Below are 14,098 nucleotides of genomic sequence, written 5' to 3' on the forward strand. Positions count from 1 at the left end.
CGTCGACGCCAGCACCCGACCCCGCTATGTTCCTCCCACCTCCCTTCACCCCGAGAGCAATGCCCCGTCCGCACTCGCACGCGCACTCGCGCCTCGCCGCGCTGGCCCTGGCGCTCGCCGCCCTTGCCCCCGTCGCCAGCGCTCAGGAGGCTCCGGCGGTCGTCACCAAGATCACCGCCGACATCGGATACGTCGCGGTCACCGGCAACACGCAGGTGACGACGTTCAACATCGGCGAGAAGCTCACGCAGTCCCGTGGCCGCCTCTCGCTCGAGCAGGGCGTGGGGCTCGTCTACTCGACGCAGGCGGACAGCGTCATCTCCAACTATCTCCGCACGCATGTCCGCGGCGACTTCAAGATCGACCGTCTCCTCGCCGTGTTCTCGGGTGTGGCCTTCGACCGCAACACCTTCGCCGGTATCGAGCGCCGCTTCGAAGAGCAGGTCGGCATCTCGGCGCGCCTGATCGGCTCGGCGCGCGACACGATGCGGGTGGAGGGCGGCGGCAGCTTCACGCAGCAGATCGGCACCGATGGCATCCAGCAGAACTTCCCGTCGGCCCGCGGGGCGCTCAACTGGAGGCACATCTTCACGCCGGCCGCTTACTTCACGCAGACCTTCGAGTACATCCCCAACCTCAAGGAGACCGAGGACTGGCGCATGAACTCGGAGTCGGGGATCGTCGCGCCGCTCTCGTCGAAGATCGGCCTCAAGATCTCCTACGTCATCCGGTACGACAACCTGCCGCAGCCGGGGTTCTCCGAGGTCGATCGCCTCTTCACCAGCGGACTCCAGATCACGTTCTGATCGCGGGAAGAGCGGGATGACGAACGGGCCGCCGGCGATCGCCTGCGGCCCGTCGTCGCTTCGCACCGCGCGATCAGGCGGCGGGTGAGCCCTGCTCCCGCCACAGCACATGCGCGCGGTCGACCGCCGCGCTGATGCGGGTGACCATGAGCAGCAGGCCCACGCTGAGCCCGATCGAGGCCACCATCACGACCGCCACACCGAGGCCGCGGGCGCCGGCGGCGACCCGCACGAACTCCCACTGCACCAGCAGCAGGATCACCATCGTGCCGGCCGCGATGAGGTCGACCATGAGCTGCGCCTCGCGCATCACCGGGCCTCGAAAGCGTTCCGGGAGCGCGAGCAGACGCTCCTTGTCCGGGATGTTGAGCATCTCCGGCTGCGCCGGCAGCCGTGTGCCGAGGAAATCGATGAACACGAGGACGAACGTCGCGATGCCGCAGAGGAGGAACCACGTCACCACCGACTTGCGCGCGGTCCGGTCGGCGACGCCATTCAGGTCGATGTGCGTGGGGATCTGGTCGGGCAATCCCCCGTACGTGACCGCGGCGAGCGCGATCATCGCGAGGAGCATCCCCCAAGAGGCGAGTCGGAGCGGGCGCATGATCGAACGTTGCGAGGTCGTCAGCTGCGACGGTAGGGTCAGAGCCGCTTGACGCCCGGTTTGCCGTGCTCCACCAGCCAGCGCGTGGGCGTCGTGACCGGAGCGCCGGGGCGCGACACGTACGCGACCTCGCGGTAGTCCGTGGTCCACGCGTCGGGCTTCACGTCGCAGACCATGTAACCACGGCGCGCCGTGTGCCACTTCACGTGCGGATTCTCGGCCATCGCCGCATTCGCGTCACGCCAGGTCGCCTCACCGTCCCCGCCCGACGAGATCGACGTCCCGACGAACTCCGCACCGATGACCCGGCGGTCGGGGCGGTCGAAGCCCTCATGCAACTCGTGCACCCAGTTCGAATGCACGTCGCCCGTCAGCACGACCGTGCGGTCGCGCGCCTTCTCGGCGATCGTCCGCAGGAGGCGATCCCGGTTGGCCGGGTAGCCGGCCCATCCGTCCATGTAGTTGCGCGTCTCGGGGCCTGGCGTGCCATCCCACGGCGCGAGCGGCACCTGCTGCCCGAGCACCTGCCAGCGCGCCTGCGACGCGCCGAGCCCGTCGGTGAGCCACCGCTCCTGCTCCGCTCCCATGATCGTGCGCGACGGATTGGCCCACTCGCCGCAGGGGACCGCGGCCGTGCCGTCCCCGCAGGCCTGATCATCGCGGTACTGCCGCGTATCGAGCATCCAGAAGCGGGCCAGCGCGCCCCAGTTGGTCGTGCGGCGGATGGTGAGGTCGGCCCAAGACCGTGCGCGCGGCACACGCACCGGCTGGTGCTCCCACCACGCCTGGTAGCCGGCCGCGCGTCGGGCCCGCATCTGCTCGGCCGACTCCATCACGTTCTCGCCGACGTCGTTCGCGTAGTTGTTGTCGACCTCATGGTCGTCCCACACGACGAGCCACGGGCACATGCGGTGCGCAGCCTGCAGCGCCGGATCCTGCTTGTATTGCGCGTAGCGCTCGCGATACTGCTCGACCGTGCGGATCTCGAGCCCATGGTGCTTTCGCGCCTGGCCATCGCTGCCGCTCCGCTCGTAGATGTAGTCGCCGAGGTGCGTGACGAGGTCGAGCGACTCGCGCGAGAGATGGTCGAGTGCGGTGTAGTGGCCGGCCTCGAAGTGCTGGCAGGAGGCCACGCCGAAGCGGAGCGGCGTGAGCGCGCCGTCCGCGGGGGTGGTGCGCAGTCGACCGATCGGGCTCGTCGCGTCCCCCGACCGGAACCGATAGAAGTACCAGCGGTCGGGGGCGAGTCCGTCGACCTCGACGTGGACGCTGTAGGCGAGCTCCGGTGCGGCCGTGTACCGGCCGCGCTTCACGACCTTCGTGAAGGCCTCGTCGTCCGCGACCTCCCAGCTCACGATCGGCCGCTGGCCGGGCATCCCTCCTTCCGGCTCGAACGGACGCGGCGCGAGGCGCGTCCAGAGCACCGCGCCCGTGCCGGTGGGGTCGCCGCTCGCCACCCCGAGCGTGAACGGATCGTCCTCGAACGACGGGCGCCAGGTGAGGCGCCAGTCGTTCGGGACCGCCGCGCAGAGTGCGGCGTAGCGGGCGATGTCGGTGACGAAGCGGCGACGCTGCATGGTCGGCTCAGGGCCAGGGGAGCGGGATCACGGTGAAGCGCGTCCGCTTGGCCGGATCGTCCTCACCGTAGAAGTAGCGCTCGATCTCGCGCTTCGCGGTGAGCCGCAGCGCGCGGTCGGCGGGCGCCCCGGTCGTCATGGCGTTGATGCGCTCGGCCAGTTGCGAGAGATGCATCTCCGCGACCTGCCGCACGTCGGGGAGCGCCTCCTTGTCCCCGGCGCGGTCGAGGAGCGTGTTGAGCACCACGCGCTGCACGGTGCGGCGCAGGGACTGCACGTGCGGGTCCGCCGAGGGTGGCGCGCCCCAGGTGCGGTCGACGATCGCCTGCAACACCTCGTCGAGCGACGGGTTCTGCGCGTCGCGGGCGCGGAAGAGCACGACACGCGCCAGGCGCTCCCGGTGCAGCAGTCCTTCGATCACCTCGGTGGCAAGGCCGCCAGCGAGCGAGATCTCGTCGAACGCGGTCCCGGCGGCCGTCTCCAGCCACATGAACTGCGGATCGCCTCCGGGCGGGAGCGGGACCATGAGCGCCTGCACGCGCTCCGGCACCGCGAGCGCGGAGGGCTCGAGCGCATCGAGGGCCATCCCCAGCGCGCGGCGCTGCTGCGCGGCGGGAACGATCGTCGTGGGCGGCTGGCCGTCCCCGCGGTACGCGTAGCGGAAATCCATCCCGCCGAGGTACTTCACCAAGCCCTCGAGCGAGTAGCGATGGTGGAGATAGACATGCGCGAAGCGCATGTTGAGCAGGTAGAGCGGCTCGCCCGGCTTGATCGCGGACTCGTCGAACTTCTCGATGCCCACGCGCCGGACGGCGCTCGTGCGCTCCACCGCCTCGAACATCGTGCGACCCTCGACCCAGCGCGTCACCTCGGGGATCGACCCCGCGGCATCGGCGTGCTGGTCCCCGACGAATCGCAGGTTGCGGCGCAGCCCTTCGGCGACGATCGCGTCGAGGCCCTTCGCCTCGGCATCGGCGTCGGGATACCAGGTGTAGCCATAGCGCACCGCGAGCGAGTCCCAGCCGCCGGCGAATGGCCGCCACGCCTTCGAGAGGTCGAGCGTGCCGCGGGCGTCGACGGTGATGAGCGGGAACGGATAGTCCATCACCGAGGCGCGATCCGAGACGTGCGCGATGTAGTTGTGCCCGAATCCGATCGTGTGCCCGATCTCGTGCGCGACGTGCTGGCGACGCCGCATCATCGCGAACTCCTCCGGCGCGACGTTGTGCCCGTTCGGGCCGGCCGCGGGAAGCAGTCCCGCGTAGATGTTGTAGTCGATCTGCGAGCGCCAGGCGTCCATGCGCACCACCGTGCGGACGATCTCGCCGGTGCGCGGATCGGAGAACGACGGGCCGACCGAGGGACCAGGGCCGGCGCGGTGCACCCAGTAGATGAGGTTGTAGCGCGCGTCCATCGGATCCGCGCCCGCCGGGAGCTCCTTCACCTGGAAGCCGTTCTTCCATCCGGCCGCCTCGAAGACGGTGCCCCACCAGTTGCCACCCTGCAGGAACGCCGTGCGATACGGCTCGGGGATCCCCGGATCGAGATAGTAGACGACCGGAGTGACCGGCTCGCTGAGCTCACCCCGCAGATACGCGGCCGGGTCCTTGGGGACCAGGCGCCAGCGGTTGGCGTACCCGCCGCGGTAGAGCTCGTCGAAGCCCTGCGCGAAGTCCTGGAAGCTCGTGCCGAACAGTCCGGACCGCGCATCGCCGCGCCGCGGACGGAAGCCCTCGGCGGACGGCAGCTGGACGAGCGAGTGGTGCACCTCGAAGGTCGGCGAGGCCGCATCCGGCGCGGCGCGGCGCAGGGCGGCGCCGGGGTTATCGATGCCGAAGGTCAGCACCGCATGGATCTCGGTGTTGATCGGGAAGGCCTTCGTCCGGGACGCCTCGATCCAGCTGCGATTCGCGTCGACGCGCGCGTTGCCCCCCTGCGCGCGCCGGATCCCCTCGGCGATCCCGTACGTGTCGGAGAGGAAGAAGCTCGTGGCGTCCACCACGAGCGTGCCGTTGGCCTCGCTCTCGATCGGGAAGGACGCGACGACCGACGTCGGGAATGCCTCGGTCGCCGCGCGTGCCGTCGCCTCGCTGGCGCCGATCGCGCGCACGCTCTGGTTGTCGCGCGTGACGACGACGCGCTTGCCGCGCCGCTCGAAGCGGATGATCGCGCTGCCGCCCGTCTGGCCGCGATCGAGACCCAGCGCCCCATTGCCCCCGCCGGTCGCGAGGACGCTCTGGTGCATGAGGTCTTGGTCCAGGCGGGTCGCCGGGATCTCCAAGAGGACCTTGTTGCGGTCGGCGTCGACGCGCACGCCGATGAACGGCGCCTCCTGCGCGGCGAGCGCAGTGGCAGCGAACCAGCAGAGCGCGCCAAGGGCGCGGACGGAGCGGACGAGGGACATCGCGAGGGACCGGAAGAGGGTTCGGATGGTGCTGCTGCTCTACGGGCCAGGCGGACGGGTCGCTGTGCGCGGCGCCTGACGGGACGATGCCGGCGCGGTGCGCGCACGGCACCGGCATCGTCGGAACCTGCGGTGACGCCGCGTCTGCCGCCAGTCGGGTCTCCGCGGCCCTGGAACGGAGCCGGCCCCGGCGTCAGGGACGCCGGGGCCGGGCTCGCAGGGGAGTCGCGCGATCGTTACGGGACCAGCAGCGGCCAGTAGGTCGTGATGTCGAAGTTCACCGGGTCGATCTCGTAGTAATGCCCACGGACGAAGTGCCCGGTCGTCGGGAAGTACGGCGGCGGGTTGGCGCCGGCGCAGGCGTCGTACTGGTAGCGCTTGATGTAGCCGCGCCCGTTGGTCTGGCCGACCGGGCCGCGGGTGTACTGGATGATGCCGCCCGTCAGGAAGAGGCAGCCGCGGGCGTTGTTCGCACCCTGGCAATCCTCGACGTTCTGCGGATCCTGGTCGTGGTTCTCGGCCCGGAAGTTGTCGAGGGCGAGCACCACCGCGTGGACGTACTCATCGCTGCCTCTGGTGTTCCACGTCCGATAGGTGCCCGATGTCGTCGTCCGCTGTGGCGAGTTGATCAGGTTGTCGGCCATCAGGACGTCGGTCCCGCTGAAGAGCCCGAGCATGTCGCGAATGGGCGAGTTGCACGGGGTCGTTCCACCGGGATTGGTGACGTAGGTCAGGTTGTCGACGATGATGATGTCGTTCGTCGCGGCGAGCGTGATCTGCCCGCGGACCTTGCCGCTGATCGCGACCTTCCCGGCGACGTGGATGACGCCCTTGAAGTTCGGGTTGAGCTGGCGCGAGATCGGCCAGAGGTAGGCCGCGTCGGCAGGACGCGCGGCCGTGACGCGCGCATCGACGGTCCCGGTCCAGGCGCGCCAGGACCCGAGCGAGTCGGTCGCGAGGAAGCTGCCCGCCGGCGTCGTCCAGTCGTTGAGGATATTCGAACCGCCGAGGTAACAGTTGCGGTTCTGCCCGTTGTTGACCGCCCAGGGCCGCTGGTCGGACGTGTTGCTCGAGCCCGAGTGGTGGCGGAAGGTCTTGAAGGCCGCGTGGCTCCCTGTGCCGCTCGAGAGCGTGTGCCCGCAGTTGCGCGACTGCGTGAGCCCGATGCTGCCGAAGTTGCCAGTGGTATCCGCGGTCACGAACCACGAGTTCGCCGTGTTGGCCACCGAGTAGATCTTCATGAAGCCCTCGTCGGCGTCGGTGCTGTCGCTGTCGCCGTTGAGGTCGAGCGCTACGAACTCGATGCGCATCGAGGCCTGTCCGGTGCCGCCGGCGGTGCTGCCCGTGAAGTTGGTCCCGCCGAGCGTCGCCTGTGCGAGCAGGCGGTTCAGGTCGGCGACGTCGGGGAACGGGATCTCCCCCGCATTCTCCTCATAGCCGGCGTTGTAGTGTCCGGACGCGCGGTTCGTGATGGTCTGCGCGGTCTTGAGCTTGCCCCAGAAGGTCGCGCCCGGGAGGGCGGCCTGGATCTGGATCACGTCATTCGAATGGACGGGCCCGTAGAGCACGTCGTTCGCACCGAAGACGATCGCGCCTTCGACGTCGGTGAAATAGGCGTACTTGGCGAAGCTCTCCTGGAAGACCTCGAGCCGCCGCACGATGCGATTGCCCGACCCGTCCGTCACCACCGTGACGACGCTGCCGAACACGCCGTACTGGCCGCTCGTGTTGCCGGAGGGACCGAGGTAGGTCGAGCGCTGCACGCCCGCGATGGTCGCGCCGGACGCGTCCGTCGCCGAGACACCGTTCTCGTAGGTGACATACCCCGAGTCCGGGTAGAGCGAGTCGATGCCGTTGAGTGCCGAACGGCCCTGCTCGAGGCCGGCGTCGGCGACGCTCTCGAGCACGCTCAGGCGGTTGTGATACGTGCTCACCAGCGAGGTGTTGAGACTCAGGAAGCTCGCACCGGAGGCGATGGCGGCCACGGCGAGCGCGACGAGCAGCACCACGATGAGGGCGATGCCGCGTCGCGACCGGAGTCGGGGACGGGGATGCATGCGCGGTTCTCCGTTCAAGGGATCACGACCAGGCTGCTGGTCTGCTGCGAGGACAGGGAAGGCGTGCAGTCCTGCGCCGACACGGCGTAATACAGCGAGTCGCCGCTCGTGACGCTCGCATCGCTGTAGACGTAGAGCGAGTCACCGCCCGGGAGCACGACATAGGGGTCGCCCCAGTCGGCCACCGCGGCCGTGCGACGCCAGACCACGTAGCGCTCGACGTCACGCTCGCCGGACAGCTCGTCGATCGACCGGAGCCACGTCAGCCGCGTGATGCGCGTGACGCTGTCCGACGCGAACGTGGCGGTGCCCGTCACCGTCGAGGTGAAGATCGGCTGGTCGCCGCAGCTGCGCGTGTTGACGAGGCCCATGTTGGGGAGCCGGATGAGCCGCGAGAGCGCGCGCGTGCGGGCGTTGACGCCGGTCTGGCCGTTGATCACCGTGAAGTTCACGCGGACCGCGCGCACGCTGTCGATGAGCGCGAAGCTGCCGGTGTCGTTGTTCGCGAGGTGGATAGGGCGCGTGTGCCGCCAGGGGAGCGACGCGGCGGTGACCTGCGACATCGTCTGCACGCCGGCCGCCGACGTCGAGACGCGGAAGTACTCGAAGAAGGGAACACCGGTGGTCCGCACGACGTTCGTCGCGACCACCTCGGGGTCGAGGTTGTTGACGCGCCGGTACAGGACGAAGTCGTCGGTCCGGCTCGTGCTGGAGTCGCGACGGAAGTAGAAGCTGATCGTCTCCGACGCCGAGTTGACCGCGCCGACGAGGTAGTTCGTGTCGGGATAGCTGATCGCCGTGTACGGCAGGGTGATCTGCGAGGCCGTCCTCAAGGCGGCGACCGCACTGTCCGGTGCGTCCGGATTGTAGTACACCGCCTCGACGTCGCCCGCGGTGTTCGTCCAGTAGTTCGCGTTGAAGACGATCACGCTGTCGGCGATGTAGATCAGCTGCGGCTGGATGTCCGGCGCGCCCGCCCCGGACGTCCGGAGGTCCTTCTCCATCTCATTGATCGCGAAGCGCCCGTTCTGGTACATCGCCACGCGCTCCGAGCCGAGCGAGAAGCTGCGACTCTCGGACTTGAGGAGGAGCATCGCGCCGGCGGTGACGAACGAGAAGATGAGGAGCGAGACGATCATCTCGATGAGCGTCATGCCGCGGCGCTGGCGCAACCGGGATGCAGTCATGGGGCCGCCACCGTGATCGTACGCGAGACGGCCGAGAGGAGTCCCGGTCCGGTCACGCGTACCGTGACCTTCTTGTAGTCGTGCCCGCCGCTGTTCGTGCGAACGATGGTCGTCGTCCGCACGAATCCCTGCAGCGTTGCGAAGTTGGTCTGCGTCCCGGCATAGATGCTGTCGAGCCCGGCGTAGTTCGGATTGGTGCGCACCTCGTCGGTGCGGTCGGTCGCGAGCTGGATCGCGGCCTGCTCGCGCTCGGAGATCGTCGTGATGTGCACCGTGCGGCCCGTCAGCGTGACGAGCGTCAGCATCACGATGAGGAGGATCGCCATCGCGATGACGATCTCGATGAGGGTGAACCCTTGGCGTGCGCGCATCAGAAGGCCTTGATCCAGCCGTCGGACCGGTAACGGAACCAGGTGGCGCGTCCGGTGGCGCGAGCCACCATGACGGCGCGGGTGTCATCCGGATGGCCGCCATCGCGCGCCTCCCGGACGGAGGTCACATAGAATCCGCCGGCCTCGCTCGCGCTGCCGTCGCGGTGGAAGACGATGCCCGGGAGACCGCCGATCGTGCGGACCACTTCCACCGGGCCGTTTCCCATCGCCATCGCCGGCGCCGAGCCGCGGCCGAAGACGATGCCCTCGCCGATCTGCACCGACCGCTCGTGCTCGCCCGCGTCGATCGTGCCGTCGTTGTCCCGGTCCTCATGGATCCTGAGCCGGTGCTGGGCGGTGTCGAAGCGGACGATGATGTCGTGCTGCTGCGTGATCGCCTGCCGCTGGACGGTGAGCATCGTCGTGCCCATGACCTGCATCGATGAGTTCACCCGGTAGCGCGTGGGGTCGATCTTCGGCGCGGCAAAGGCCACGATCATCCCGAAGATGACCATGACCATCAGCAGTTCGATGATGGTGAATCCTGTCCTGAGCACTCGCCCGCGTCCGACCATCCGCTGCCTCCTCATGCCGGCGCCACGCGCCGTGCTCCGCTATCCGACCCTGCCGAAAAGTCCCCCGGCAACTGGGGAATTGACAGATGGACACGGATGCACGCAACGGTCGGCGGGCAGTTCGCCCCGGGGACCGTCACATAGTGCGACGGGGGTGACCCGACCGCCTCAGGATCGCCCGAATGGGCGCCGAGCGGCTGTGCGGCCGGTCACATGCCGCTGGAGGACCCCTGTCCGCGGCTGGGCAGTGCGGCAGGCGCGCGCTCGCCGGCTGCGGCCTCCCGGGAGGCCAGGAGCTGGGTGACGAAGCGCTGGCCCTCGCCGATCCGCTCGATCTCGAGCGCGACCGTCTCGAGGTTCCGCTCGATTCCGCCCACGCGGTCGGTGAGCTCGGCGGGGACCGCGGAGATGACGCTCGCCTTCCGCCACAGCCGGCGCGCCCAGGCGAGGGCGACGGGAAAGAGGAGCGCCGCGGTCAGCCCCATCCCCAACGCGACCAGCTCCGGCGGCGGCCCGTTCGCCCAGCGGTCCTGCGGCGCCTCCTCCCGGAGCGCGCCCGGGATGGCCGCCCCGGCCGCGACCGCCGCATCCGCTTCGGCGATGTCGATCGAGACCCGGGCGATCTGCTGGTCGACCGCCGCCAGCCGCTGCTCGAGCCCGGCCCGGTCCGCATCGCTCGCGGGACCCTGACGAATCTGTTCGACGAGCTCCTCCCGCTCGTTCTCCAGTCGCGACTTCACGTTCCAGAGGACCTCGCGCTTCTCGCGGAGCCCGAGATAGATCGTGCGCGGCGAGGCGACTTCGGGGGCGCCAGGCGCGAGGACGGGCGCCGGGACATCCGGCGGGACTGGCGGCGTCGGCGCCGTCGTGGGTGCAGGCGTGTTCTGCTGAGGCATCAGGGAGGCGTACGCACCCTCGGGCGAGCGGGTTTCGGGTCCGCCGACGACGCTACTTGAGCGTCGCGACGAGCGTCATCGGCACGCTGGCGAGGGCCCGTGAGACGATGCACCCGTCCTTCGTCGCCGCCGCCACCTGCTGGAAGACCTCGGGCGCGATGCCGGGCACCTCGGCCTCGGTCACGAGGTCGATCCCGACGATGGTCATCTTCTCGTTGACCCGGTCCATCCGGACCGTGGCTGTGGTGTGGATGCGCACCGGGGTGTGGCCTGCCTGCGCCAGTCCGAGCGACATGGCCATGGAGAAACAGCCGGCATGGGCGGCGCCGAGCAGCTCCTCGGGATTGGTCCCCGGGGCCCCTTCGAAGCGGGTGCCGAACGAGTACTTGCCCTCGAATGCGCCGCTCCCGAGCCGGATGGAGCCGTTGCCGGCCTTGAGGTCGCCGTTCCACTGGGCAGAGGCGTTGCGCTGGATCATGTTCGGGGCTCCGGTTGGGGGGTCTGGGACGGATGGTAACCGCGTGGTCGGCGCAAGGCGAGGACCCTTGCGCTGTCACGGTGTGACGGCGTGGAATTTGCTGGCAGTCCCGTGTTCCCCGGGGCCCCGCCCCCTCGTGCGCACCACCCTCAGTCCCCTGCCCATGCGTCCCTGGACGATCCGCGCGGCCCTCCTGGCCGGCATCGCCGCCTTCGCCATCTCCTGCTCCGGCGACGGCCCGACCGCGCCCGAGCGCCTCACGCTCTCCCGCGCGGGGGCGCCGAGGATCATCGGCAGCGGCCCCGCGGTCCGCATCAGCGAGGTCCATTACGACAACGCGGGGACCGACGCGGGCGAGTCGATCGAGATCTCCGGGCCTGCCGGGACGGACCTCACCGGCTGGTCCGTCGTGCTCTACAACGGCAATGCGCCGGCCGCGGCCGTCACCTACGGGACGGCCCGCGTGCTGAGCGGCACCGTCCCGACGACGTGCAACCAGCGCGGCGTCGTGGTGCTGACCTACCCGACGGACGGCATCCAGAACGGCCCGAATGACGGCATCGCGCTCGTGGACGCCGCCGGGGCAGTCGTCGAACTGCTCTCCTACGAGGGCGTGTTCACGGCGAGCAACGGCCCCGCGGCCGGCATGACCTCCTTGAACGCCGGCATCTCGGAGATCAGCACGACACCCGTGGGTTCGAGCCTGCAGCGCAACGCCGATGGCACCTGGACCGGTCCCGCCGCCAACACCTTCGGCGCGTGCAACGACGGCGACGAGAATCCGGGCGCGACGCCGACCGTCGCGACGGTGACGGTCGCGCCGACGATCGATACGGTGGTGGTGGGCGCGACGGTCAGCTTCACCGCGACGGCGCTCGATGCCACGGATGCGCCCATCGCCGGCGTGGCGCTGACGTGGAGCTCCTCCGACGAGGCGGTCGCGACGGTCTCGAGCAGCGGCGTCGTCACCGGCGCGGCGCTCGGCGTCGCGACCATCTCGGCGACGGCCGCCAACGGGGTGCTCGCGACGGCGACGGTGCAGGTCATCGCTCCCCCGCCGCCGCCGGCCGGCGTGCGCTTCTCCGAACTCCACTACGACAACTTCGGCACCGACCTCAATGAGGCGATCGAGGTCGAGGGCCCCGCGGGCTCCGACCTCACCGGCTGGAGCATCGTCCTCTACAACGGCAACGGCGGCGTCACCTACGAGCCGACGCAGGTCCTGAGCGGCACGATCCCCGACCAGTGCGGCGGCCGCGGCACGCGGTTCGTCTCGTATGCGAGCAACGCGATCCAGAACGGCTCCCCCGACGGCATGGCGCTCATCGACGCGTCCGGCACGGTCGTGGAGTTCCTCTCGTACGAGGGCACGGTCACGGCGACCAACGGTCCCGCGGCGGGCATGACCTCCGTCGACATCGGCGCGCTCCAGAACTCGGCACCCGTCGGCACCTCGCTGCATCGCACCCCGGCGAACACCTGGGCGTCGGAACCGGCGAACTTCGGCTACTGCTACGGCGTCACCCCGCCGCCGCCGCCCAACGGCATCACCTTCTCCGGTCGCGACGGAACCGACCCGGCACTGCCGGTCGGCTTCGAGGACCAGCTCTTCGCGACGTTGCGCTCGGGCGCCGACAACTCGGTGATCACGACGACCTTCACCTGGTCGTCGGAGACGCCCGCGGTGGCGAGCGTCGATGCGAACGGCGTGGTGCGCGCGCTCGGCGCGGGCACGGCGACGCTCAAGGCGGTGGCGGCGGACGGGACCGAGGCGACCTACTCGATCGCCACGACCATCGCCGAGGCGAGCACGACCGCGCTGTACGGCGATCACACCGAGTTCGGCGACCCGACCGATGGGGACGCGTCCGACGAGGTGATCCTCCGCCGCGGGCAGTACACGACGTCATTCAGCCCGGCGCGCGGCATCCCGAACTGGGTGAGCTACAACCTCGAGGCGACGCACTTCGGGTCGCTCGACCGCTGCGACTGCTTCACCTACGACCCGGAACTGCCCGCCGCCCAGCGCTACACCACGGCGGACTACACCGGGGCGGGGGCGGCCGCCGGCTACGGCATCGATCGCGGTCACCTCGCGCGCTCGTTCGATCGCACGTCGGGGAGCTTCGACAACGCGACCACCTTCTACTTCTCGAACATCATCCCGCAGGCGTCGGACAACAACCAGGGTCCGTGGGCGCAGTTCGAGAACCATGTGGGCGATCTCGCGCGCCTCGCCGGGCAGGAGGTCTACATCATCGCCGGCGCGTCGGGCAGCAAGGGGACGGTGAAGAACGAGGGGCGCATCACGATCCCCTCCGTGACGTGGAAGGTCGCCGTCGTGCTGCCGCGTGACGCCGGCCTCGCGAGCATCGACTCGTGGGACGATGTGCAGGTGCTCGCGGTGCTGATGCCGAACGACGCGGGCATCCGCAACGTCGCGTGGGAGACGTATCTCGTCACCGTGGACCAGGTCGAGGCCGCCAGCGGCTTCGACGTGCTCTCCGCGCTGCGCGACGACATCGAGATCGCGGTGGAGAGCAACACGGTTCCGCCGCAGGCGTCGCTCGACGGCCCGTGGTCGGCGTACGCCGGCGACCCGCTCGCGCTGAGCGGCGCGGGTTCGACCGACGCCGACGGTGACGGGCTCACCTACGCGTGGGACTTCGGTGACGGCAGCACGGCCGAGGGGGCGACGGCGTCGCACATCTACGCGACCGCGGGGGAGTACGCGGTGCGGCTCGTCGTCACCGACGTGCGCGGCCTGGCGGATACGGTGTCGTCGACGGCGAGCATCACGCCGCTGCCGACGATCGTCGGGCTCGACCGCGCCATCGCGTACGCCCACGCCCTGACCGCACAAGGCGTCCTGAAGTCGAACAGCGGTACCGCGCTCGCCGTGACGCTCGAGACCGCACGAAAGAACCTGCAGCGAGGCAGCACGGCGCCGGTGGCACCCAACATCGAAGCGGCGCTGCGCGTCATGGCCGGATTCGTGAACGGCGGAAAGCTGACCGCGGACCAGGCGGCGCCGTACATCGCGGTGCTCGAGCGGATCCTCGCCGGACTCTGATCGGCGGTGCATGCTCGACCGGACGACCCCGGATGCTCCCGCATCCGGGGTCGTCCCGCATGCACGAGAC

General features: G+C 69.7%; 11 protein-coding genes. 2 read left to right on the forward strand and 9 right to left on the reverse strand.

The features are described 5' to 3' along the window. Positions 1-59 precede the first annotated feature (59 nt). Positions 60-806 carry a DUF481 domain-containing protein gene (locus IPJ78_00405; protein MBK7905003.1) on the forward strand — a complete coding sequence of 249 codons (747 nt, stop codon included), beginning with the start codon at positions 60-62 and terminating at the stop codon, positions 804-806. 73 nt (positions 807-879) lie between these two features. Here the strand turns inward: IPJ78_00405 and IPJ78_00410 are convergent, their stop codons facing one another. The 9 genes from IPJ78_00410 to IPJ78_00450 all read right to left on the reverse strand — a co-directional run bounded on the left by IPJ78_00410 (position 880) and on the right by IPJ78_00450 (position 10,955). Next, on the reverse strand, positions 880-1,410 hold the full coding sequence (locus IPJ78_00410; GenBank protein ID MBK7905004.1) for a DUF1648 domain-containing protein: 531 nt from the start codon (positions 1,408-1,410) through the stop codon (positions 880-882). Between the two features lie 38 nt (positions 1,411-1,448). Further along, entirely contained in the window at positions 1,449-2,987 is a 1,539-nt protein-coding gene (locus tag IPJ78_00415; protein ID MBK7905005.1) for an alkaline phosphatase D family protein, read from the reverse strand. Positions 2,988-2,994: 7 nt separating this feature from the next. After that, positions 2,995-5,391 carry a zinc-dependent metalloprotease gene (locus IPJ78_00420; protein MBK7905006.1) on the reverse strand — a complete coding sequence of 799 codons (2,397 nt, stop codon included), beginning with the start codon at positions 5,389-5,391 and terminating at the stop codon, positions 2,995-2,997. A gap of 236 nt (positions 5,392-5,627) precedes the next feature. Continuing rightward, positions 5,628-7,448, reverse strand: a complete 1,821-nt coding sequence (locus IPJ78_00425; protein MBK7905007.1) for a hypothetical protein — start codon at positions 7,446-7,448, stop codon at positions 5,628-5,630. A gap of 14 nt (positions 7,449-7,462) precedes the next feature. Then, a complete protein-coding gene (locus IPJ78_00430; GenBank protein ID MBK7905008.1) occupies positions 7,463-8,635 on the reverse strand; it encodes a prepilin-type N-terminal cleavage/methylation domain-containing protein in 1,173 nt (390 codons plus the stop codon). Beyond that, positions 8,632-9,006 carry a prepilin-type N-terminal cleavage/methylation domain-containing protein gene (locus tag IPJ78_00435; GenBank protein MBK7905009.1) on the reverse strand — a complete coding sequence of 125 codons (375 nt, stop codon included), beginning with the start codon at positions 9,004-9,006 and terminating at the stop codon, positions 8,632-8,634. Before IPJ78_00435 ends, IPJ78_00430 begins: the two co-directional genes overlap by 4 nt. Further along, positions 9,006-9,563 carry a type II secretion system protein gene (locus IPJ78_00440; GenBank protein ID MBK7905010.1) on the reverse strand — a complete coding sequence of 186 codons (558 nt, stop codon included), beginning with the start codon at positions 9,561-9,563 and terminating at the stop codon, positions 9,006-9,008. Before IPJ78_00440 ends, IPJ78_00435 begins: the two co-directional genes overlap by 1 nt. Positions 9,564-9,790: 227 nt before the next feature. Then, a complete protein-coding gene (locus IPJ78_00445; protein MBK7905011.1) occupies positions 9,791-10,477 on the reverse strand; it encodes a hypothetical protein in 687 nt (228 codons plus the stop codon). 52 nt (positions 10,478-10,529) lie between these two features. Further along, complete coding sequence (locus IPJ78_00450) at positions 10,530-10,955, reverse strand: OsmC family protein (GenBank protein ID MBK7905012.1); 426 nt, start codon at positions 10,953-10,955, stop codon at positions 10,530-10,532. Between the two features lie 163 nt (positions 10,956-11,118). Between IPJ78_00450 and IPJ78_00455 the strand changes: the two genes are divergently transcribed. Continuing rightward, positions 11,119-14,028 carry a DNA/RNA non-specific endonuclease gene (locus IPJ78_00455; protein ID MBK7905013.1) on the forward strand — a complete coding sequence of 970 codons (2,910 nt, stop codon included), beginning with the start codon at positions 11,119-11,121 and terminating at the stop codon, positions 14,026-14,028. The last annotated feature ends 70 nt before the right edge of the window (positions 14,029-14,098 follow it).

This window comes from Gemmatimonadota bacterium (assembly GCA_016714015.1).
Classification (GTDB): domain Bacteria; phylum Gemmatimonadota; class Gemmatimonadetes; order Gemmatimonadales; family Gemmatimonadaceae; genus Pseudogemmatithrix.